34 protein-coding genes are annotated in these 21694 nt (G+C 43.3%); 4 read left to right on the plus strand and 30 right to left on the minus strand.

All coding sequences use genetic code 11. The annotated features are described in order from the left end of the window. Nucleotides 1-26 precede the first annotated feature (26 nt). The 30 genes from rpmE to rplC all read right to left on the minus strand — a co-directional run bounded on the left by rpmE (nt 27) and on the right by rplC (nt 16733). Nucleotides 27-263: a 50S ribosomal protein L31 gene (gene rpmE, locus H6G25_RS02380; protein ID WP_137906387.1), complete on the minus strand. Its 237-nt coding sequence runs from the start codon at nt 261-263 to the stop codon at nt 27-29. Nucleotides 264-436: 173 nt separating this feature from the next. Next, on the minus strand, nt 437-853 hold the full coding sequence (gene rpsI, locus H6G25_RS02385) for a 30S ribosomal protein S9 (RefSeq protein WP_028085236.1): 417 nt from the start codon (nt 851-853) through the stop codon (nt 437-439). Then, nucleotides 853-1308, minus strand: a complete 456-nt coding sequence (rplM, locus tag H6G25_RS02390) for a 50S ribosomal protein L13 (protein ID WP_028085237.1) — start codon at nt 1306-1308, stop codon at nt 853-855. Before rplM ends, rpsI begins: the two co-directional genes overlap by 1 nt. Nucleotides 1309-1342: 34 nt before the next feature. Next, entirely contained in the window at nt 1343-2176 is an 834-nt protein-coding gene (gene truA / locus H6G25_RS02395) for a tRNA pseudouridine(38-40) synthase TruA (protein ID WP_190391117.1), read from the minus strand. A gap of 104 nt (nt 2177-2280) precedes the next feature. Beyond that, nucleotides 2281-2631, minus strand: a complete 351-nt coding sequence (gene rplQ / locus H6G25_RS02400; RefSeq protein ID WP_028085239.1) for a 50S ribosomal protein L17 — start codon at nt 2629-2631, stop codon at nt 2281-2283. A gap of 39 nt (nt 2632-2670) precedes the next feature. After that, the gene (locus H6G25_RS02405; RefSeq protein WP_137906389.1) at nt 2671-3615 is read right to left on the minus strand and encodes a DNA-directed RNA polymerase subunit alpha; all 945 of its coding nucleotides are present in this window, start codon (nt 3613-3615) and stop codon (nt 2671-2673) included. A 321-nt stretch (nt 3616-3936) separates the two neighbouring features. Next, nucleotides 3937-4332: a 30S ribosomal protein S11 gene (gene rpsK, locus H6G25_RS02410; protein WP_028089019.1), complete on the minus strand. Its 396-nt coding sequence runs from the start codon at nt 4330-4332 to the stop codon at nt 3937-3939. Between the two features lie 54 nt (nt 4333-4386). Next, nucleotides 4387-4767 (minus strand): 30S ribosomal protein S13, encoded by a 381-nt coding sequence (gene rpsM / locus H6G25_RS02415; RefSeq protein ID WP_028089020.1) that lies wholly within the window; start codon nt 4765-4767, stop codon nt 4387-4389. Nucleotides 4768-4863: 96 nt separating this feature from the next. Next, entirely contained in the window at nt 4864-4977 is a 114-nt protein-coding gene (gene rpmJ, locus H6G25_RS02420) for a 50S ribosomal protein L36 (RefSeq protein WP_015079193.1), read from the minus strand. A gap of 111 nt (nt 4978-5088) precedes the next feature. Then, nucleotides 5089-5313, minus strand: coding sequence for a translation initiation factor IF-1 (infA, locus tag H6G25_RS02425; RefSeq protein WP_006276978.1), 225 nt, complete (start codon nt 5311-5313; stop codon nt 5089-5091). Nucleotides 5314-5519: 206 nt separating this feature from the next. Further along, nucleotides 5520-6074: an adenylate kinase gene (locus tag H6G25_RS02430; protein ID WP_137906390.1), complete on the minus strand. Its 555-nt coding sequence runs from the start codon at nt 6072-6074 to the stop codon at nt 5520-5522. Next, a complete protein-coding gene (gene secY, locus H6G25_RS02435; protein ID WP_190391118.1) occupies nt 6074-7387 on the minus strand; it encodes a preprotein translocase subunit SecY in 1314 nt (437 codons plus the stop codon). The genes H6G25_RS02430 and secY overlap by 1 nt, the downstream gene beginning before the upstream one ends. Nucleotides 7388-7479: 92 nt before the next feature. Then, nucleotides 7480-7947: a 50S ribosomal protein L15 gene (gene rplO / locus H6G25_RS02440; protein ID WP_137906392.1), complete on the minus strand. Its 468-nt coding sequence runs from the start codon at nt 7945-7947 to the stop codon at nt 7480-7482. Nucleotides 7948-8011: 64 nt separating this feature from the next. Further along, entirely contained in the window at nt 8012-8536 is a 525-nt protein-coding gene (rpsE, locus tag H6G25_RS02445) for a 30S ribosomal protein S5 (RefSeq protein ID WP_028089024.1), read from the minus strand. Nucleotides 8537-8605: 69 nt separating this feature from the next. Then, nucleotides 8606-8968: a 50S ribosomal protein L18 gene (gene rplR, locus H6G25_RS02450; protein WP_190391119.1), complete on the minus strand. Its 363-nt coding sequence runs from the start codon at nt 8966-8968 to the stop codon at nt 8606-8608. A gap of 2 nt (nt 8969-8970) precedes the next feature. Continuing rightward, nucleotides 8971-9519: a 50S ribosomal protein L6 gene (gene rplF, locus H6G25_RS02455; RefSeq protein ID WP_028085247.1), complete on the minus strand. Its 549-nt coding sequence runs from the start codon at nt 9517-9519 to the stop codon at nt 8971-8973. Nucleotides 9520-9613: 94 nt separating this feature from the next. Further along, complete coding sequence (gene rpsH, locus H6G25_RS02460; protein ID WP_028085248.1) at nt 9614-10015, minus strand: 30S ribosomal protein S8; 402 nt, start codon at nt 10013-10015, stop codon at nt 9614-9616. Nucleotides 10016-10035: 20 nt separating this feature from the next. Next, nucleotides 10036-10584, minus strand: coding sequence for a 50S ribosomal protein L5 (gene rplE, locus H6G25_RS02465; RefSeq protein WP_028085249.1), 549 nt, complete (start codon nt 10582-10584; stop codon nt 10036-10038). Nucleotides 10585-10697: 113 nt separating this feature from the next. Continuing rightward, entirely contained in the window at nt 10698-11048 is a 351-nt protein-coding gene (gene rplX, locus H6G25_RS02470; protein WP_028089026.1) for a 50S ribosomal protein L24, read from the minus strand. Continuing rightward, entirely contained in the window at nt 11048-11416 is a 369-nt protein-coding gene (rplN, locus tag H6G25_RS02475) for a 50S ribosomal protein L14 (protein WP_137906396.1), read from the minus strand. The genes rplX and rplN overlap by 1 nt, the downstream gene beginning before the upstream one ends. Nucleotides 11417-11461: 45 nt before the next feature. Continuing rightward, nucleotides 11462-11713: a 30S ribosomal protein S17 gene (rpsQ, locus tag H6G25_RS02480; RefSeq protein ID WP_137906397.1), complete on the minus strand. Its 252-nt coding sequence runs from the start codon at nt 11711-11713 to the stop codon at nt 11462-11464. Between the two features lie 6 nt (nt 11714-11719). Further along, complete coding sequence (gene rpmC, locus H6G25_RS02485) at nt 11720-11947, minus strand: 50S ribosomal protein L29 (protein WP_190391120.1); 228 nt, start codon at nt 11945-11947, stop codon at nt 11720-11722. 3 nt (nt 11948-11950) lie between these two features. Continuing rightward, nucleotides 11951-12376, minus strand: coding sequence for a 50S ribosomal protein L16 (gene rplP, locus H6G25_RS02490; RefSeq protein WP_028085254.1), 426 nt, complete (start codon nt 12374-12376; stop codon nt 11951-11953). Between the two features lie 95 nt (nt 12377-12471). Continuing rightward, nucleotides 12472-13257, minus strand: coding sequence for a 30S ribosomal protein S3 (gene rpsC, locus H6G25_RS02495; RefSeq protein ID WP_190391121.1), 786 nt, complete (start codon nt 13255-13257; stop codon nt 12472-12474). 57 nt (nt 13258-13314) lie between these two features. Continuing rightward, nucleotides 13315-13674 carry a 50S ribosomal protein L22 gene (gene rplV, locus H6G25_RS02500; RefSeq protein ID WP_190391122.1) on the minus strand — a complete coding sequence of 120 codons (360 nt, stop codon included), beginning with the start codon at nt 13672-13674 and terminating at the stop codon, nt 13315-13317. 11 nt (nt 13675-13685) lie between these two features. After that, a complete protein-coding gene (rpsS, locus tag H6G25_RS02505; protein WP_028085257.1) occupies nt 13686-13964 on the minus strand; it encodes a 30S ribosomal protein S19 in 279 nt (92 codons plus the stop codon). 145 nt (nt 13965-14109) lie between these two features. Continuing rightward, complete coding sequence (gene rplB, locus H6G25_RS02510) at nt 14110-14973, minus strand: 50S ribosomal protein L2 (RefSeq protein ID WP_028085258.1); 864 nt, start codon at nt 14971-14973, stop codon at nt 14110-14112. A gap of 91 nt (nt 14974-15064) precedes the next feature. After that, nucleotides 15065-15382 (minus strand): 50S ribosomal protein L23, encoded by a 318-nt coding sequence (locus H6G25_RS02515; RefSeq protein WP_137906402.1) that lies wholly within the window; start codon nt 15380-15382, stop codon nt 15065-15067. After that, entirely contained in the window at nt 15375-16007 is a 633-nt protein-coding gene (gene rplD / locus H6G25_RS02520; protein ID WP_137906403.1) for a 50S ribosomal protein L4, read from the minus strand. Before rplD ends, H6G25_RS02515 begins: the two co-directional genes overlap by 8 nt. Before the next feature lie 87 nt (nt 16008-16094). Next, entirely contained in the window at nt 16095-16733 is a 639-nt protein-coding gene (gene rplC / locus H6G25_RS02525) for a 50S ribosomal protein L3 (RefSeq protein WP_028085261.1), read from the minus strand. An 852-nt stretch (nt 16734-17585) separates the two neighbouring features. Here rplC and H6G25_RS02530 point away from each other — a divergent pair. The 4 genes from H6G25_RS02530 to nadB all read left to right on the plus strand — a co-directional run bounded on the left by H6G25_RS02530 (nt 17586) and on the right by nadB (nt 21669). Beyond that, complete coding sequence (locus H6G25_RS02530) at nt 17586-18062, plus strand: NAD(P)H-quinone oxidoreductase subunit N (RefSeq protein ID WP_028085262.1); 477 nt, start codon at nt 17586-17588, stop codon at nt 18060-18062. A gap of 313 nt (nt 18063-18375) precedes the next feature. After that, nucleotides 18376-19107 carry a DUF3120 domain-containing protein gene (locus H6G25_RS02535; RefSeq protein ID WP_190391123.1) on the plus strand — a complete coding sequence of 244 codons (732 nt, stop codon included), beginning with the start codon at nt 18376-18378 and terminating at the stop codon, nt 19105-19107. Between the two features lie 315 nt (nt 19108-19422). Continuing rightward, nucleotides 19423-19851 (plus strand): photosystem II complex extrinsic protein PsbU, encoded by a 429-nt coding sequence (gene psbU, locus H6G25_RS02540; protein ID WP_190391124.1) that lies wholly within the window; start codon nt 19423-19425, stop codon nt 19849-19851. A gap of 141 nt (nt 19852-19992) precedes the next feature. Next, the gene (gene nadB / locus H6G25_RS02545) at nt 19993-21669 is read left to right on the plus strand and encodes an L-aspartate oxidase (protein ID WP_190391236.1); all 1677 of its coding nucleotides are present in this window, start codon (nt 19993-19995) and stop codon (nt 21667-21669) included. The last annotated feature ends 25 nt before the right edge of the window (nt 21670-21694 follow it).

Genomic DNA, 21694 nt, shown 5'->3' on the forward strand with positions numbered 1-21694 from the left:
TCGCTTAAATAGCTATAGCCAACCCGCTACTTTTGATTATCGTCAGCAGTTTGAGCGCTGGACATACCATATTTACGGAGAAAGCGTTCTACACGGCCTTCAGTATCAATCATTTTCTGAGTACCAGTGTAAAAGGGGTGATTTCCAGACCAAACATCTACGTGGAGTTCGGGCTTAGTAGCGCCAATGGTCATCACTACTTGACCATTACAGTAGACCTTAGCGTCTGGATACCATTTAGGGTGAATATCAGGTTTAGCCATTGTTTTTTGTGTTGTGAATCTATATAAATTTTGACACTTTAGATTTTAGATTTTGAGATAAATCTCTATGGCTTAGGCCATGCTTTGCTATTATATATCTCTATCGTCTCTCAGAGACAATACATATTGCCGCGCTGGTGGAGAAAAACCCCAAATCCAAAATCCAAAAGTGATTAACGTTTGGAGTATTGAGGTGCTTTCCGGGCTTTATGTAAACCGTATTTCTTCCGTTCTTTAGCTCGTGGGTCACGAGTTAAATACCCTTCTGTTTTCAAAGGTGAACGGTTATCCGGGTCAAGCTCACATAAAGCGCGGGCTACTCCTAGACGGATAGAATCAGCTTGTCCAGTTAAGCCACCACCTTCAGCTTTCACAACAATGTCGTATTCGTTTTCCAAACCCAATGTTTCTAAAGGTGCTTTAATAGCTCCTAAATAGTTGGGATTGAATTGGAAATACAATTCTCCATCTTTACCGTTAACAGTCATTTTACCCGCACCAGGAACTAGGCGAACTCTGGCCACTGAGCATTTACGACGACCAGTACCCCAGTAAACGGCACGACCGCTATTAATTTCTGCTACCTGCATTAATTTTCTCCAGGAATTGTACTAATGGTGATTTCTTTAGGTTGTTGTGCTGCATGAGGGTGGGTAGGTCCTGCATAGACTTTTAGTTTGGTAAATAATTGTTTACCCAAACTGTTTTTAGGTAACATACCCTTAATGGCGTGTTCGAGGATTCTTTCTGGTAAGCGCTGTTGCAACTTAGCGAAGGTTTCTGTTTTCATGCCACCTGGACGGCCAGAATGCCGACGATAAATTTTCTGAGTGCGCTTTTTACCTGTAACTGCTACTTTCTCAGCATTGATAATAATCACAAAATCCCCTGTATCTAAATGGGGAGTATATTCGGCTTTTCTCTTCCCTCTGAGAATCATAGCGACTTCGCTGGCCAGTCTTCCCAGACGCTTATCTGTAGCGTCTACTAAGTACCAATCACGCTCAAGAGATGCTTGAGGGGGAAGGTAGGTTTTACTACTCATTTTTTGTCCTTTGTCCTTTGTCCTTTGTCAGTTGTCAGTTGTCATTATTCATGACTAAGTATGGTTGGGTGTCATACCATATTTTTGGTGGAAAGGGAAAATCGGGATAACCGACTCTCAATAAGCATAGTCCGTGAGCAGGTGCAGAATATTTCACTTCTTCTCGCCGTTCTTGTTGCCAAATTTCAGTGAAATTCTCTACTGTCCGCTGTCTAGAACCCACTTCTACTATCATGCCTATTAACAGCCTTACCATGCCATATAAAAATCCATTAGCTTGAATTTCAATATGGATAAAAGCTCCGCTGCGACGACATTCTACTGCTTGTATTTCTACCCAGGAATGCGATCGCACCGACCCAGCCCGCTCAAAGGCAGATAAATGGTGTTTTCCCAGCAGTGGGTTGAGGGCAGATGTAATTAAGGATTCATCTAAGGCTGCATAATAATAATGCCAACTGAAGGGTTTTACGAATAAATTCGGTAATTCTTCGGTGTATATCGTGTAACGATATCGTCGGTAAACTGCGCTAAAACGAGCGTGCCAACTTTCACTTACACCCGCTGATGCCCTGATCAATACATCTGGGGGCAAATAGCTGTTGAGAACTTTTGCCCACTTATGTGCAGGAATTAAACCTGTAGCCTGAAAATGAGCGACTTGAGCGGCAGCATGGACTCCAGAATCAGTTCTACCTGCGCCGTGGAGTGCTACATGATACCCCAAAACCGTGGCTATAGCTGTTTCTATCTCCTCTTGGACGGTGCGCTGTCCCTTTTGTCTTTGCCAGCCGTGAAAATGAGTACCTAGATACTGAATAACTAAGGCTACTCGCTGAGTGGGATAATGCTGGCGGCTTTCTAACATAGTTGTTTGTCAGTTGTCAGTTGTCAGTTGTCAATTGTCAGTTGTCAGTGGTTTTTCTTGACTACTGACTAATGACCAATGACCCATGACAATAACCAATAACTTTAAACTAGTTCAATAATCGCCATTTGAGCATGATCACCGCGACGGGGTACGGTATGGAGAATCCGAGTATAGCCCCCTTGACGGTTAGCATACCGAGTAGGAGCTTGCTCAAATAGTGCATGAACTAGGGTTTTGTCGTAGATATAACCTAAAGCTTCACGACGGGCTGCTAGAGAGCCATCCTTTGCTAGAGTAATCATTTTATCTACTTTACTGCGGACAACTTTCGCTCTGATTAAAGTTGTAGTAATTCGACCATGACGTACCAACTCTGTTGTCAAAGCTCTGAGGAGAGCGCGACGTTGGTCTGCTGGTTTACTAAGTTGTTTGACTCGGCAACGATGACGCATAACAATGCACTAATGAAGTTTTATTTATTAGGTTTTGCTTTAGCTGCTTTTGGAGCTTCTTTCTGGAGCCAAGGTAATACCCAAGCGCCGCTGTAAAGCTTCCACTACCTCTTCCGCTGACTTTTGACCAAAGTTTTTGATTTCTAAAAGGTCTTCTTGGGTATAATCCAATAAGTCCGCTACAGAGTTGACTTGGGCGCGTTTGAGACAGTTATAAGCTCTTACAGACAACTGTAACTCTTCAATTGGGATTTGGGCTGTGGGGTCATCTGGGTAGTCTGAACCTATATCCGTTAGTTCTAGGGAGATATCTTTCAAAGGGTTGAATAAATCTACCAAAATTCCAGCGGCTGATGATAGTGCCTCTTGGGGAGAGATGCTACCATTAGTCCATACCTCCAACAGGAGTCGGTCTTTCAAAGAACCATCGCCACGAGCTTCTTCCACACTATAGTTAACTTTCCGTACAGGCATAAACACTGAGTCAATTTGCAGAAAATCCAAAGATGTGGCTTCTTCTCTGCCTCGTTCTACAGTGCGGTAACCTTTGCCTCTCTCAATGCGAAATTCCATTTCCAGTTTTCCACCTTCAGCGACGGTGGCGATATACTGAGTTGGGTCAATCACTTCTACTTCGCTGGGTAGGTCGAAATGTGCCACCGTTACCGTAGCAGGTCCATTCACGACTAAGCGACCAATTTGGGGTTGAGCAGAATAACTCTTGAGAATGACATCCTTCATTCGCATGAGGATTTCCAATACATCTTCCCGCACACCCGGAACTGTTGCAAACTCATGACTAACACCAGCAATTCTCACTGCTGTTACTGATGTTCCTTCTAAATTAGAAAGTAACACCCGCCGCAACGCATTACCAACAGTTGTTCCTTGTCCTCGCTCTAGAGGTTCGAGAACAAACTTGCTGTAATAGCTCCGACTTTCCTCGGCATTAGACTCTACACATTCAATTTGAAACTGCGCCATGGAGTAGCCTCCCTTTTTAAGGTGCTGCTATAAGGGTAAATTAATTGCCTCATTTTCCAGTTGACAATTGACAGTTGGCAATTATCGCCTAAATTTGATATCTTAATTTAGCCTACAGGTATTGTTTTTGGTTTCCACAAAGTTGATCAACCTGGGGGAAAGCTGATTATCGCTTTGTGACGCGAACTTATTTACCCCATGGGTCTAAATTGGATAGGTACTCCCTTGGGGAAAATAGTTCAAAATTACCAGCCATACAGGGCATTGCTGATTATTTTCCCGAGCTTCAACCTACAGGCTTGGGTGCCAAAATAGTTTTGTTTAAACTCGACGGCGCTTGGGTGGACGGCAACCGTTGTGGGGAATTGGGGTAATATCCCGAATGAGTGTAATTTCCAGTCCAGCACCTTGGAGCGCCCGAATAGCAGTTTCTCTGCCCGCACCAGGGCCACTAACCATGACTTCGATTTGCCGCATTCCTTGGTCTGTGGCTCGTCTAGCCGCGCTTTCAGCGGCAGTTTGTGCCGCAAAGGGAGTTCCTTTTTTTGCCCCTTTAAATCCACTAGAACCAGCACTTGCCCAGGAGATGACATCTCCTTTTTGATCGGTAATCGTGACAATGCTATTGTTGAAAGTAGATTGAATGTAGGCAATGCCGTTGGGAACGTTCCGTTTCTGTTTTTTGCTCCCGGTTTTTTTGGTTGGTTGTCTGGCCATATTTGTTGAGTAAATTTAAGGTACAACTTGCCCATAGCCGCAAGTTCAGAAAAATTATTTACCAGGAGCTTTTTTCTTCCCAGCAACTGTCTGTCTTCTACCACGTCTGGTTCTGGCGTTGGTACGAGTTCTTTGTCCCCGCACAGGTAGGCCCATGCGGTGTCTACGACCTCTGTAACAGCCAATATCAACTAGACGCTTAATATTTAGCCCTTCTAAACGACGTAAATCCCCTTCAACTTGATAGTTGCTTTCGATTTCGCCTCTGAGGGCTGTGACATCAGCATCACTTAGGTCTTTGACGCGGGTATCTGGATTTACACCAGTAGCCGCGAGAATTTGATGTGATCTAGTTAAACCAATTCCGTAAATGTATGTTAGACCGATTTCAACGCGCTTATCGCGGGGAAGGTCTACTCCGGCAATCCGTGCCACAATGAATTTCTCCCTATTGTTTTCGTAATTGCAGTTAGTAAAACGTGATCTGGCCTCAAGCCTTTAGTCCCGTTCTTAACTTTGATAGATTTGAATCTATCCCTGACGTTGTTTGTGTTTGGGATTTTCACAAATCACCATAACGCGACCACGACGCTTGATCACGCTACATTTCTCACAAATCTTCTTAACTGAGGCTCTGACTTTCATGCCTTTTAAATTTGACTCCAAATAGTAGATTATAGCATTTCTAGAAGAAATATTTCAGTTATGTAACTAGAAAAAGACCAATTGATTTATGGTAGAATTCTCGACATAGATTTATTTCTTCCGTAGACGATAGGTGATTCTACCTTTGGTTAAGTCGTAGGGCGTTAATTCAACTTTGACGCGATCGCCAGGTAAGATCTTAATGTAATTACGGCGAATTTTCCCAGAGATGTGTGCTAGGACATTAAAGCCGTTATCTAAGTCAACACGAAACATTGCATTAGGCAAAGATTCGGTGACAGTCCCTTCCATTTCAATTAGATCTTGCTTAGACAAGTTTTTTCCTCAACTCAACAATCTCCTATTATTCTTGTACACTTGTCATGCATAAAGAACACAATTAGAGAAATATCTCAACAGTTTATGAATATATCTTAGCTAAAATTGACTTGTGCCTGGGCGAGAAAGTAGGGTACAGGTAATAGGCCATCATGAAATCAGTTTTTTCCTTCTACCTACATAGAATACTGTCCCTATTTCTTTTAAGCAGCTATGATATTTTGCAAAGCAGTAAAAACTTCTTCTTGGGACTGATTACCGTTGACTGTGAGGAGTTTTTCGCGCTGGCTGTAATAACTAATCAAGGGTGCAGTATCATCACGATAAACCTCCAAGCGGCGACGAATCACCTCCTGAGTATCATCTTTGCGTCCGCGTCCGAGTAAGCGACTAACAACAGTTTCATCTGGCGCATCCAGATTGACTACCTTTTCACCACCCTGTCCTAAATTTTCGAGTAATTTTGCCAAAAACTCTGCCTGTGTAACTTTACGGGGAAAGCCGTCTAAAATCCAACCTGATTTAGCATCTGATTTTTTCAGACGTTCCTCAACCATATCCTCTACTAATTTATCGGGGACTAATTCGCCTTTATCCATATAAGCTTGGGCTTGGATACCCAAATCTGTTTTCTCCTGAATAGCCTGGCGTAGAATGTCACCTGTAGAAATATGGGGAATCTGTAAAAATTCAGCCAATATTTTAGCTTGAGTTCCTTTACCTGCTCCCGGTGGTCCCAAGAAGATTAATCGCGTCACTATTGTTTCACCATTCCTTCATATCGCTGAGATATAACATAAGTTTGGATTTGTTTAGCCGTATCAATTGCCACACCAACCAAGATTAACAAAGATGTTGCACCAAGCCCCTTAAAAGTTGGCACTTTCAAAGCACTTTCAACTGCGGTAGGAATAATTGCCACCAAACCCAAAAAGATAGCACCTAAAAAAGTGAGGCGATTCGTCACCCGTTCAATATACTCACTAGTAGCCTTACCGGGACGAATACCCGGAATACTAGAACCCATTTTTTTCAAATTCTGAGCCACATCTACAGGGTTGAGAATCAACGAAGAATAGAAGTAACTAAAGAAAACAATGGAAATTAAGTAAACGAGGGCATATACCCAAGGTGCAGAACCACCAGGACTCAGGTAAGTATTAACAATGTTTGCTAATTCGGGATTTTTAGTAAAATTGGCGACTAAAAGCGGTAAACTCAGGATAGCCGCCGCGAAAATAATCGGCATTACCCCCCCAGAATTAAGACGTAGGGGTAAATAACTGCGCTGTTCTGCTAAAACCTTTCTACCCACTTGACGACGGGCAGAAATAATAGGGATGCGGCGCATACCCTCTTGTACGAACACAATACCCACGATAGTGAGCATAAAAACTAGTACAAGAACAATGACACGGCCGACAATTTCCCGTCCACCCACCTGTACCAAGTCAATGGTATCACCGAGAGCCTTGGGTAAAGAAGCAACAATGTTGACAAAAATCAGCAAAGATGCACCATTACCAATACCCCGTTCCGTAATTAGTTCTGATGCCCACATCACGAACATTGAACCAGCAGTGAGAGCAATTGCCGTTTCTGCCACAAATATCGGACCTGGGTTGAGGGCGAATTGTTGGAGGAATAATGCCGAAAAAGCCACACTTTGAATAATTGCCCAACCTACAGTCACATAGCGGGTAATTTGTGATATTTTCCGCCGACCTGCTTCCCCTTCATTTTTCTGTAAATTTTCTAAAGAAGGCACAGCGGCGGTGAGCAATTGGATGATAATGGAAGCATTAATAAAGGGCAAAATCCCCAAAGCAAAGATCCCCAAAGTAGAGAGTCCTCGTCCAGAGAATATATCCAACAAGCCAAAGATGGAATTATTGCCCGATATAGCTTCAGCAAACTTAGGTCTATCAATTCCTGGTACAGGTAAAAAGATGCCCAAACGAACTAAAATTAAAATACCTACGGTAACAAGCAGCCTACCTCTCAGTCCGGCTGCTTGCGCCATCTGCATAAAAGTTTCTTGAGCCGTTGGGGCTTTGTCTCGACTGATCATAGAGTTTTACCTTTTAAGTATGAGGTGTGAAGTATGAGGTGTGAAGTTTCCAGTGCTTGATCTTTTATCCTTCATCCCGCATCCTTCATCTTTTATGCAGCTGTGGCTGTAGGCCGCGCTACGCTATCACAACTCCCACCAGCAGCCTCAATTTTGATACGAGCTTGACCCGTGAAAGCAGCGGCCTTGACCCGGAGAGGAACATTTAATTCCCCATTTCCCAAAATTTTCAATGGCCCCTTAGCAGCGGTTAAAATACCAGCCTCCTTTAAAGATTCCAGAGTTACTTCTGAGTTAGCAGGTAAATCATTTAACTTCTCTACATTAATGATCGTGTAAATTTTCCGATTAACGAGAGGGAATCCCTTGAGTTTAGGTATCCGGCGGTACAATGGCTGTTGACCACCTTCAAAACCTGGTCTTGTCCCACTACCAGAACGGGATTTTTGACCACGCATCCCTAGACCAGCACTAGCGCCTTGTCCAGCAGAAATACCTCTACCTACGCGCTTACGGCGTTTTTTCGAGCCTTTTTGAGGCTTAACATCGTTGAGTCTCATTTTGATTGGGGATTTTAGATTTTAGATTTTGGATTTGAGATTGAGAATCTGATACAAAGGGCGACTAAATATAGAGTTTCTCAATGGCGATACCGCGATCTTCAGCAACTTCACTTAATGTCCGCAGGGTAGATAGAGCATTAACTGCTGCTCTAGCGTTGTTTAAAGGATTGTTTGAACCTAATTGTTTAGCCAGAATATTACGTATTCCTGCTAACTCTAATACAGTCCGTACAGCACCCCCAGCAATTACGCCTGTACCTGGTGCTGCTGGACGCATCATGACCTTAGCTCCACCACCAATACCATCAATGGGGTGAGGAATAGAATTGGATTTAGTGATAGGGATGTCAATTAGATGTTTTTTACCATCAGCAACACCTTTTTTAACTGCACCAATTACATCTGAGGCCTTGCCAACTCCGACTCCAACTTGCCCACGTTCATTACCGACGACGACAATGGCGCGGAAGCTAAGTTTTTTACCACCTTTGACGACTTTACTCACCCGGCGGATTTGGATAACTCGCTCTTGCCAGTTGGTTTCTTCTTTTTTCGCACGGCTTGCTTTACGACGACCGGTTACCATAATCAATGTTCTCTTTTAGTTGTCAGTTGTCAGTTGTCAGTTGTCAGTTGCTACTGACTACTGACGGACTTAGAAATCTAAACCAGCCTCGCGTGCCGCCTCGGCTAGGGCTTTAATGCGACCATGATAGAGGTTGCCACCCCGGTCAAAAACGACCTTAGTGATGCCTTTCTCTAGGGCGCGTACGGCTACTAATTTACCAACTTGCACTGATGCTTCACAATTAGCACCAGAAGCGATATTGGATTTTAATTCTGGTTCTACGGTTGATGCTGCTACTATAGTTTCCTGTTTGGTATCATCAATCACTTGAGCGTAAATATGCTCATTAGATCGGAATATAGCCAGACGGGGACGTTCGGCTGAACCGTTAACCTTACCACGAACGCGCCGATGACGACGCTCCTTTGATTCCTTGCGTGTAAGTTTCATATTTACTTCTTACCACCCTTACCAGTCTTACCAGCTTTGCGTCTGACCACTTCACCGGCATAGCGAATACCTTTGCCTTTATAGGGTTCAGGTGGACGAACGGCGCGAATTTTCGCGGCTGTGTTGCCGACAATTTCCTTGTCATAGCCACTGACTATGACATTAGTAGTACCTTCTACAGCAAATTGAATTCCCTCTGGTGGTTCAATTTGCACTTGATGGCTATAACCCATGTTTAAAACTAGGTTACGCCCTTGAATTTGAGCGCGATAACCGACCCCTTGGATTTCCAAGCGACGTTGAAAACCTTGGGATACTCCCTCTACCATGTTGGCCACTAGGGTGCGGCTCAAACCGTGCATTTGTCTAGAAGTCCGGGTTTCATCACGACGGGTAACTAGCAATGTTTCTCCTTCTTGGGAGACGATGACATTGTTAGGTAGTTGTCGGGAAAGTTCACCTTTAGGACCCTTTACCACTACTTTGACACCATCAATCGCCACTTGAACTTTGGCGGGGACGGTAATTGGACGTTTACCAATACGAGACATGATTTTTTGTTCTTTGTCTATTGTCAGTTGTTAGTTGTCACTTGTCAGTTGTTCGTTGTTTTGCCACTGACCAATGACCAATGACCAATGACGATTACCAAACGTGGCAAAGCACTTCACCGCCTAGATTTTGGCGGCGTGCTTCGCGGTCAGTCATAATCCCACTGGATGTAGAAATAATGGCAATACCGATACCGCCTAGCACTCTTGGTAATTCTTTTTTGTTGGAGTAAACTCGTAAACCGGGTTTACTGACTCGCTTGAGGGCAGTAATTAATGGTTGGCGATTTTTACCTTTGTATTTCAGGGAAATAACTAGGTTACGCTTTACCCCTTCTCCTGCTTCTTCAACTTCCGCAATAAAGCCTTCTTCCCGCAATACCTTGGCAATACTCCGAGTCATCTTTGTAGCTGGTACTTGCGTAGTTTGATGTTTTGCCATATTGGCATTGCGGATGCGCGTTAGCATATCTGCAATTGTGTCGTTAGCCGCCATCGTTCCCTCTTTAGATGAACTTATTGATCACGAAAGGGCATTCCCATTTCCTTTAATAAGGCGCGGCCCTCTTCGTCGGTTTTTGCCGTGGTGATAATAGAAATATCTAAACCTCGGACTTGGTCAATTTTGTCGTATTCCACTTCTGGAAAAATTAGCTGTTCGCGCACACCTAGAGTGTAGTTACCACGGCCGTCAAAGCTTTTGGGGCTGACACCGCGAAAGTCTCTAATTCTAGGTAGTGTGAGGTTAATCAGACGATCTAAGAAGGCGTACATCCGTTCGCCTCTGAGTGTCACCATAATCCCCACGGGCATACCTTGACGAATTTTAAAGCCGGCGATCGCTTTCTTTGCCCGTGTTACTACGGGTTTTTGTCCAGTAATCAGGGCAATTTCGCTGAGGGATGCCTCTAGTGATTTAGCGTTTTGAGCAGCTTCTCCCAAACCTCTATTTACAGTTATCTTAGTCACCTTTGGCACTTGATGTACATTGGTGTATTGAAACTGACTAATCAACTTGGGAGTAATTGTCTCTTGATATACGGTTTTGAGTCTTGTGGTTGCCATAGTGTTTGTCCTTATATTCCCTGGGCTTGGTCAGGGAATTTTAGATTTTGGATTTTGGATTTTGGATTTTGGATTTTGGTGAAAAATCTAAAATCTCATCCTCATTCACCAGTTTATTTATCTAAAATCTCACCTGTTTTTTTGAGCATTCTCACTTTCTTACCCTCGGCGGTGAAAGTGTAGCAGACGCGACTGGCAACGTTTTGTTTGGTAGAATAGAGCATCACATTAGAGCTATGAATGGGGTACTCAGTCGTGACTATTTGCCCTGATTCCCCTTCTTGCTGGGGTTTCACGTGCTTAGTTTTTATGTTGACACCTTTGACAAGAACTTTGCTCAGTTGTGGTAGTGCTTTAATCACTTCACCAACTTTACCTTTGTCTTTGCCGGCGATGACTTGCACAGTGTCACCAGTTTTGACGTGCATTTTATAAAAAACTTTGGGTTGTGGCTGCTTTGCCATTACAGCACCTCCGGAGCCAGAGAAACAATTTTAGTAAAGTTTTTATCGCGCAGTTCTCGAGCTACCGGACCAAATACCCGTGTACCTCTAGGATTACCTTCTTTGTTGATAATCACTGCCGCGTTATCGTCGAAACGGATGGTCATGCCACTGTCACGACTAATAGCCTTGCGTGTACGTACAATTACTGCTTCTACAACATCAGACTTTTTGACAGCCATGTTGGGTGAAGACTCTTTGACAACGGCGATAATTCTATCACCTACGCCACCATAACGGCGGTTACCTGCACCTAATACGCGGATGCACATTAGTTTTTTAGCACCGCTATTATCTGCGACATTCAGATAAGATTGGGGTTGAATCACAACTGGTCTCTCTTTTGGGGTTGTTGTACTTTATGATACAACTGTTTACGCTGTAGCTTTGGTGTTTAGGATTTCCGTAACTTGCCAACGCTTAGTTTTGCTCAGGGGTCTAGTTTCTTGAATCCGCACCCGGTCGCCTATTTTGCACGTATTTTCTTCGTCGTGAACTTTATAGCGACGGGTTTTAACTACGATTTTGCCGTACTTGGGGTGAGGAGCGCGGTTTTCTATGGCTACTACCACAGTTTTCTGCATTTTATCGCTCACTACCAAGCCAACTCGTTCTTTGACTGCCATAATCTTCTACTTTTGCTCTTGGTCTGAAAGACTTGCTGCCCGTTTCCGTTCTCCTTCTACTGTCAGCAATTGGGAGAGTCGGTGGCGTGCGTGTTTGAACTGGTGAGGCTTTTCTAGTTGTCTGGTGGCCTTTTGCAAGCGCAACTGGAATAGTTGCTTTTTAACGGCAACAATTTCCTCAGCCAGTCGTTCGTCATTTAGTTCTCTAGCTTCCGCAATTTTGGGAAGAGGCATAACCTACTCCTGCTCCTGTGGTTGAGAGCGTACAATAAATTTGGTCTTAATTGGTAACTTAGCGTCAGCCAAGCGCATAGCTTCGCGGGCAATTTCTTCAGCAACGCCAGCGATTTCAAACATAATCCGGCCTGGTTTGACTACGGCTACCCAAAATTCTGGATTACCTTTACCAGAACCCATCCGGGTTTCAGCAGGACGCATGGTGATTGGTTTGTCTGGGAAAATCCGAATCCAGATTTTACCACCCCGGCGAATATAACGAGTCATTGCTCGACGTGAGGCCTCGATTTGCCGTGAGGTAATCCAAGATGGTTCTTGGGCTTGGAGTCCAAAGTCCCCAAAGTTGAGGGTACTGCCACGGCTGGCCAGACCTTCCATGCGTCCGCGTTGTTGTTTGCGGAATTTAGTTCTTCTAGGACTTAACATGATTTGTCAGTTGTCGGTTGTCAGTTGTCAGGTAATAGGTAATAGGGAGATATTGATTTTTCTCTTGCCTCTTGCCTCTTGCCTCTTGACCATTACTAGGCTTCATTAGAGCGGTCTTCAAACTGTTGACGGCGACGTTGTTGTTGCCGACGACGGGGTTCGCGTTCACGGTCTCCACGGTCACGGTCACGGTCACGTTCTCTAGCTGGTTGGACGGGAGCCTGTTCTTGACCAGGAATAATTTCTCCTTTAAATACCCAAACCTTAATACCGAGAATCCCGTAAATTGTCTTAGCTGTGCAGCCAGAGTAGTCAATATCAGCACGCAAGGTATGAAGAGGAACTCTGCCTTCACGTGTCCACTCTGTCCGGGCAATTTCTGCTCCGTTGAGGCGACCACCGATTTGGATTTTAATTCCTTGTACTCCTGCTCTTTGCGCCCGTTGAATTGCTTGACGGACAACTCGACGGAAGGAAACGCGACGTTCTAATTGTTGGGCAATGTACTCAGCAATTAGATAGGCATCAGCATCAACTCGTTGGATTTCGACTACGTTAATGCGAATTTGGCGATTACCACCCAATGCCCCTTGCAGTCCCAACCGTAATGATTCAATACCTTGACCACCACGACCTACAACCACACCTGGTCTGGCTGTCCGCACTTCTAGGTCAATTTGGTCGGCTTTGCGCTCGATTCTCACTTCGGAAATACCGGCGTTATTTTGCGCGTATCTACCTAGTTTTTGTTCAATGTATTGACGGAGTTTGTAGTCTTCTTGTAGAAGTTCTGGATAACGGTCAGGTTCTGCAAACCAACGGGATTGGTGTTCTTGTGTTATACCCAGTCGAAAACCGACTGGATGAATTTTCTGTCCCACAAATGCTTCCTCTAAAATTTCTGACTGTACGCAATTTTCTTATGCCTATATGGCTGTTTAGTCAGCAGTAGCGCCGGCGGAAACCGCAACAGTTATATGACACGTTGGCTTGCGAATTTGGTAAGCTCGACCTTGCGCTCTGGGTTGAAACCGTTTTAGCACTGGACCTTGATCAGCGTAGGCTTGACTAATTACCAAGTTACCCCGGTCTAGTCCAGCATTATGCTCGGCATTAGCTGCGGCACTTCTGAGAACCTTTAATATTGGTTCACAAGCACCATAGGGCATAAATTCGAGAATGATTAGTGCTTCTCGGTAGGAACGCCCGCGAATTTGATCAAGTACACGGCGCACTTTATAGGGAGAAATGCGTATATAACGGGCGATCGCTTTCACTTCAGTAGTATCAGTTGCCATAATTTATGCGATTATCTCCCTGATTTTTTGTCACTTTTGCCATGACCTCTGTAGGTACGAGTAGGAGCAAATTCTCCCAATTTATGACCTACCATTTGTTCATTGACAAATACAGGAACGTGCTGCCGTCCATTGTGAACGGCGATAGTATGACCTACCATCAAGGGTAAAATTGTCGAAGCTCTCGACCAGGTTTTAACCACTTGTTTTTCATTTTTTGCATTCAACTTCTCAATTTTTTTGAGGAGATGATCAGCAATAAAAGGACCTTTTTTTAAAGAACGACCCATAGTGCAATTTTGGATTTTGGATTTTGGATTTTCAATTTCTGAATTTTGGATTTTGGATAACTAAGCTGTCCCATATTAGGCTTCAAAAACTTTGAAAGCTTAAAAATAGACCCAATCTAAAATCCAAAATTTAAAATCTAAAATTCTAGGACTGACGACCACCACGTCCACGTTTAGAGGATTTGCGGCGACGACGGATAATTAGCTTAGTGCTGGCTTTTTTGCGCTTACGGGTCTTAGCACCTAATGTAGGTTTACCCCAAGGTGTTACAGGACCGGATCTACCGATAGGCGCTCTGCCCTCACCACCACCATGGGGGTGATCCACAGGGTTCATAACGCTACCTCTAACCTTGGGACGACGGCCTTTCCAGCGATTCCGTCCGGCTTTACCAGCACTCAGGTTTCTCGCGTCTGTATTACCGACTTGGCCAATGGTGGCGTAGCAGTCACGGCGAATTAAGCGGACTTCACCTGAAGGTAATTTCAAAGTTACATAGTTACCTTCTTTAGCGACAACTTGGGCTGTTGCACCAGCAGCACGGACGATTTGACCGCCTTTACCTGGAGTCATTTCCACGTTGTGAACATTACTACCCAGGGGGATATTTGACAGTGGCAAAGCATTACCATCTTCAATGGGAGAATCAGGTCCTGCAATCACTTTTGTGCCTACAGTCATGCCATTGGGTTGCAAAATGTAACGTTTTTCGCCGTCTTCGTACAATAACAAAGCGATCCGCGCATTCCGGTTAGGATCGTATTCAATGGCCGTAACTGTCGCAGGTATATTCCGCTTATCTCGCTTAAAGTCAATAATGCGGTAAAGTTGTTTGTGTCCGCCACCCCGACGACGGCTGGTTATCCGCCCTTGATTGTTCCGACCTTTGGGACGATGAACTGATTCAGTTAATGATTTTTCTGGCTCAGTTTTGGTAATTTCAGCAAAGTCGGAGATTGTAACTTGGCGAGTACTGGGGGTATAAGGGCGATAAGAACGAGTACCCATAGTTGAATTTTGAATTTTGGATTAATCAATTTTGGATTTTAGATTTTAGATTTTAGATTGTTTCTGATCTCAAATCTCTCATCTAAAATTTCTAGACTTCTGGGAAGAGAACTTTTCTAATTTTTTCTTCGTCCCCAGGAGCAACGGTGACAATAGCTCGCTTATATTGGGGCTTATAACCAATAAATCTACCTACACGTTTTTGTTTCCGTGGTGGGTTAGCGGTATTGATTTTGACGACCTTAACTGCAAATAGGTCTTCAATCGCGGCTCTGATTTGTGGTTTAGTGGCTTTAGGAGTTACTTCAAATGTATATTTGTTTTGCTCCATGAGCATGGTCGCTTTTTCGGTGAGAATGGGGCGACGCACTAAATCGGGTAGGTCACGGGTGGCAACTAGTTTAGACACTGTAGACCTCCTGAATCTTCTCTATAGTTGATGATGTGACAACAATTTTGTCAGCATGGAGCAGGTCGTAAACGTTTAACTGGTTAGCAGGAATCAGTTTTAAGTTTTCAATGTTCCGGGCTGATAAAAGCACGTTTTCTGCAATTTCCGACAAAATCAACAGTGTTTTTTGTTCTGGTGCAGCGCCCCATCTAGCTAATGCGGCCACAAGTTCCTTTGTTTTAGGACGTTGTAACTCGTTGCTAAATTCCTCAACAATTATTAAGTCTTCAGCACGACTAATAAAGGCTGTCCGCAATGCCAAACGGCGTTCTTTGCGGTTCATTTGTAGGTTAAAGTCTCTGGGCTTGGGTCCAAAGATTACACCACCACCACGCCATAATGGTGAACGGATAGAACCTGCACGGGCGCGACCTGTGCCTTTTTGCCGCCAGGGTTTACGACCACCACCACGAACTTCGGCACGAGTTTTAGTGCTGGCAGTTCCCTGGCGAGAATTGGTCATTTGTCTGACTAGGGCGCGGTGTACTATATGCGCCGCTGTTGTTTCTTTGGCAACTCGTAAGTCAAAGCTGGTTTCGCCAACTTGCTCTCCTTGCCAATTTTTAATTACACTCTCTACCATCTTTGTGTCCTTTGTCAGTTGCCCTTTGTCAGTTGTCAGTTGTCAGTTGTCTTTTTTTGCCAATGACCCATGACTAATGACCCATGACTATTTTTTACCAACTTTCTTTGCTGGGAGAACGTTCACTAAAGCTCCTGGTTTACCAGGAATAGCTCCCTTAATGATGATTAAGTTGCGTTCTGTATCTACTCTTACTACTGTCAGTTTGCGAATTGTGACCCGAGTACCACCTAAACGTCCTGCCATCCTTTTACCAGGATAAACACGGCCTGGAGTTGTACCAGCCCCAATAGAACCTGGCGCTCTGTGGTTTTTAGAACCGTGGGACATAGGTCCACGACCGAAGTTGTTACGCTTCTGGTTGCCGGCAAAACCGCGACCGATACTTGTGCCAACTACATCTACAATTTCACCAGCACTAAAAATGTCTGCTTTAATTTCTTGACCTAAAGCATAATCACCAGCGCTATCAGTGCGATATTCATTCAAATGACGGACAGCCGGGGCAGATGATTTAGCCAAATGTCCCAACAATGGCCTGTTCAGTGCCTTGGGTTTAACTTCACCATAACCAACTTGAATGGCTGCATAACCGTCGGTCTGTTTTGTTTTAACTTGTGTAACGGTGCATGGACCTGCTTGGATGACGGTGACAGGAATAGATACTCCTTCTTCATCAAAGATTTGGGTCATGCCCAGCTTGGTGCCGAGAATACCTACAGACACAGTTACTGGTTCTCCTTCCTAATTTGACTAATGGAAATCGAATTGGAAGTTTTGTCACGGTTGCTTGAGGGTAAACTATACCTTCAGAAATTTGAACTGGTGTTAATCAGTGCAAATTTTTGGCACCGCAACAATTCTTGCCCTTTCTGTTTTAGTGAATTTGTTTATTTTCACTTACCTAATCTAATCACCATCACAGGAATAGTTTCCTACCCTATTGAGAAGGTGTTACTTCTACCTAATGCGAGGTTTGATTGCTTTGCGCTGTGTGCAGCAATGCTTTCGTCCAAGCAGTTGCTCTGGCACTCTACCGTTGTAGTGGGACTTAAGTGGTCATTGACCCTCAGTATCCGTTTCCTGACCATCAACATAATGCCATAAAACCAACATTATTGTTCAGGAACTACTTCTCTTAATAGTTTAAACTATTGTTTGAGGTCTGGCCTAATTTTTTAGGATTTACGGGAGTGATTTGCTGTGGGAGCTTAAATATAATTTTGGCTCTCGGTTTGTGTCCTAGCTTTTTTAGTTTAGCAGTCCCTTGTCTGGATAAGCTAATTTATTCTTCTGAAGGAACTAACTAGAATATCAGATGGCGGGACTGGCTGGTAACTCTAAAATAAGATGGCTATCTAATTTACTATTCGGTCACAATCTAACATTATAAACCATTCATTATTTTTTGTCTACTATTTTTCTAGATATATTATGGGATGCTGATAGGGGGGTGATTTTGCCTAGATTTTAGCTTGAGATTCTCAAGGTTGATGAAAATATGCAGCTTCATTTAACTTAATCTACTAGCAGAGAGTGAATAATAGAGATATCTGAGATGGGATAGGAAAAAAATCTATGGCCTTAATTACCACTGGTAACGGTTTCATCCGCAATTTGGAGAAGTTTGGTGCGTTGGGTGTTTATGTTCCCCTAGAAGGAGGCTATGAAGGTCGCTATTTGCGCCGTTTGCGGGCTGCTGGCTATGTTGGCCTCCATATTACTGCTAGAGGATTAGGTGACGTGGCTGCGTATTTGACTCAGGTTCATGGTGTGAGACCGCCGCATTTGGGTAAAAAAAGCACTGGTAGTGGTGCTGCGGTGGGTGATGTATATTATTTACCACCAATACTCGATTCTCATTTAGCACAATTACCTCCTAAGTCTAAGGGGTTGGTATTGTGGATAATTGAGGGACATATTTTGTCTGATCAGGAAGTTGAGTATTTAATGGATTTACCCAAATTAGAACCAAGGGTGAAAGTAGTAATTGAGAGAGGTGGAGATCGTACCTTCCGCTGGAAACCTCTGGAAAAGACTCTGTTAGCTAGTTAAGGAAATTGTCAGGGTGGGGTAATCCCGCCCTTGGAGTGTCACACCAAAAATCTATTGTAGGGTGCATCAGATATCAAAAATCCACTTATTTGCCTGATTTTTGCGGTAGTCATGCACCTTACCAATGTGCCAGTTGCGTAAGTCCTGGGAATATTGAAGATTAATTTTAAACGCATCCATCACAATTTGGTGGAGAAAAAATATAACCTCTCTTTTTATAAAAAAGTTAATATACAATTGAGATGCCCCCTGGGGGGATTTGCTTTTGTGATATTGTGAGATAAGTAAAGTTTAGTAACAAATATTAAAAACTTTGATTAATCATACATTCTCTTTATATACGGCTACTAACCCGACCTTAGATATTGGTGATGGTGTTAAAAATACCTCTTTAGTAAACTTGATATCTTCCCGACAAAATTGGTTAGTATTTGCAGCATCAGTATTTTTAGTATCAGTACCAGTGTTTGTGGAAGCACCATTAGTAAGATCATTTCCTGCGCTAAGTGTATTTTTAACAGGCTCTTTACTCTGGATCAGTATGAGATTAATGTCAAGTTCACGAACCTATTTATGGGGAGATTTACTCTTTGGGTTTAGCTGGACTTGGTTGACAGGGGCAATTTATTGGGGTTGGTTAAGATATGAACCAATCTGGCATATACCCATAGAATCACTAGGATTACCCTTTGCTTTGTGGTGTTTACGCAAAAATTGGGGTAAAATCGGCAATTGGTTCTATTTAGGTTCTTTGCTGGGGACAGTTTTAACCGATATTTATTTTTATTTAGTAGATTTGATGCCCTATTGGCGACAAATTATGAGAACATCCCCGGCAGGAGCTTCACAAATCTTACAAAATGCCTTAGAACAAGTCGAAACACCCTGGGGAGAAGGCTGGGCGGTTATTCTTGCCCTGATACTGATGACAGTGGGAACAGTCTCTTTACTGAATAAACAATGCCATTGGTATGCCTTTGGAGGGGCAATTTTGAGTACAATTCTAGTAGACAGTCTATTCTTAATAGCAGCGGTTCTAGCGTGAAATTCCCATCACTGGGGAAAACACCCAAAAATAGGCGCGTAAGTGCTATGAGGAAGAATTTTTGGCAAAAGTCAAAGTAAACCAAATAGTAGTGAATATTGTGGATATTGATACGCTGTATATTAGTTCTTGATGACTGTTGTGCAAGCTCCCAAGCTAAAACGAAGAAGCTAAACCATGACAAAACCAGGATTAAGTTAGAATAGAAACTGCTCTAACAACCTGAAAATTCAGGCTTATGCCCTACGGTTTATGGCTTGTGGCTGCAAATAATCAACAATTTAATTGCTGTTTGATAGAAAGAGGTAAAAAATCGTGAAAGGATTGGTGCGTTTATTCACTGTATTTACATTGTTGCTAGGTTGTTGGGGAATATTGGGAACTACCCAAACAGCCCAAGCTTTTAGTTTCAATAGCTTTGTGGGTAATCAAGTTCCTGTTTTAGCAGTTGCCCGCCAAAACAAAGCAGATCAGAAACTGGGAACGGACTTTGGTAAAAAAATTGATTTGAATAATACCAATATCGCTGCTTTCCAAAAGTATCCAGGACTATATCCCACCTTGGGCAGTACAATTATCAAAAATGCTCCCTACAAAAAAGTAGAGGATGTATTAAATATCCCAGAATTGAGCGATAGACAAAAAGTACTTTTGCAAGCCAACTTGGATAATTTCACCGTGACAGAATTTGAGCCTAACTTCAACGAAGGTGATGATCGCATTAACAACGGTATCTACAGATAACCCTAGTTGGTAATTGGTAATTGGTGATTGGTAGAGGTAAGCGGCAAGAAGTTTCATAGATTTCCCCATTACCCATGACCCATGACCAATTACCTATTACCCATTACCCATTACCTATTACCTATTACCTATTACCTCACCTTGTCTGATATAGATATTCCTAACCAATTTGATGTTTTAGTAGTCGGTGCTGGTGCAGCAGGACTATATACAGCCCTATGTTTACCAGCATCCTTACAAGTCGGCTTAATTACTAAAGAAACAGTTTCCCTATCCGCTAGTGATTGGGCGCAAGGTGGTATAGCCGCAGCCGTGTCCCCGGAAGATTCGCCCAAACTGCATATTGAAGACACCTTAAAAGCCGGGGCGGGTTTATGTGATCTGGATGCTGTAAAATTTTTAGCTGAACAAGCTCCCAGTTGTATTCAATCCCTGGTTAATTTAGGGGTCGCTTTTGATCGTCATGACAGTAACTTAGCCTTAACCTTAGAAGCAGCCCATTCTCGTCCTCGTGTTCTCCATGCGGCTGATACCACTGGTAGGGAAGTTACAACTACCCTGAAAAATCAAGTTCTACGTCGTCAGAATATCACAGTAATTCAGCAAGCTTTGGCTTTGAGTTTGTGGATAGAATCTCAAACCGGTCAATGTTTGGGAATTAGCCTATTTTATCACGGTAAAATTACCTGGATTAGAGCCGGAGCAGTAATTTTAGCTACTGGTGGCGGTGGTCAAGTATTTGCCCAAACTACTAACCCAGAGGTAAGTACAGGTGATGGTGTGGCCATTGCTTGGCGGGCGGGGGCGATTCTTCGGGATTTAGAATTTGTCCAGTTTCATCCTACAGCCTTGAGTAAACCGGGACGTTTTCTCATTAGTGAAGCCGTACGCGGTGAAGGGGCGCACCTTGTAGATGATACCGGGCGACGTTTTGCTTTTGATTACCACCCAGCCGGGGAATTAGCACCGCGAGATGTGGTGAGTCGAGCAATTTTTAGTCATTTACAAAATACCGCCTCTGACCCGGCTACAGCCCATGTTTGGTTAGATCTGCGCCCTATTCCCCCTGAGAAAATTCGTCATCGTTTCCCCAATATCATCGCCGTTTGTCAACGTTGGGGTATTGATGTCTTTAATCAACCCATTCCCGTTTCTCCCGCTGCCCATTATTGGATGGGTGGTATTCTCACAGATGTGACTAATTCGACCAATATTCCCGGTTTATACGCTGTTGGAGAAACCGCTAGTACGGGGGTACATGGTGCAAATCGTTTAGCCAGTAATTCTCTTTTAGAATGTATTGTCTTTGGGGCGCAAATGGCTAATCTTGATCATGAAAAATTGATAATTCAAAAACAGAAATCTGTTAACTTTATTAAAAATGGAAATTTTGCAGTTAACCCGTCTGCAATTGATTGGGAAAATCAACAAAGACAATTAACAGAAATTCGCCAAAATTTACCCCGTCTAGTCTGGAAAAGTGCGGGTATTTGTCGAGAAAAATCAAGTTTAGAAAATGCCATTTTGCAAATCAAATCTTGGCAAAAAGACTTTGCAGCTTTACCTTTAAGTCAATTATTATTAAGTTTACAGCCTGGACAATCAGTTAATTTTCAACAACCGAAAATTGAAAAGGAATTGCGGCTTTGGGCAGAAACTCGTAATTTATTAGATGTGGCCGAATTAATTCTCAAAAGTGCTGTTTTTAGAACTGAAAGCCGTGGTGGACATTATCGTTTAGATTATCCACAAACTGATCCTAATTGGCAAGTGCATACTCTGGTGAAAAATCAGGAATGGGTAATGGGTAATAGCTGATATAGCGGACGGAAGATGGGTTATA

The organism is Dolichospermum sp. FACHB-1091, assembly GCF_014697585.1.
Lineage (GTDB): Bacteria > Cyanobacteriota > Cyanobacteriia > Cyanobacteriales > Nostocaceae > Dolichospermum.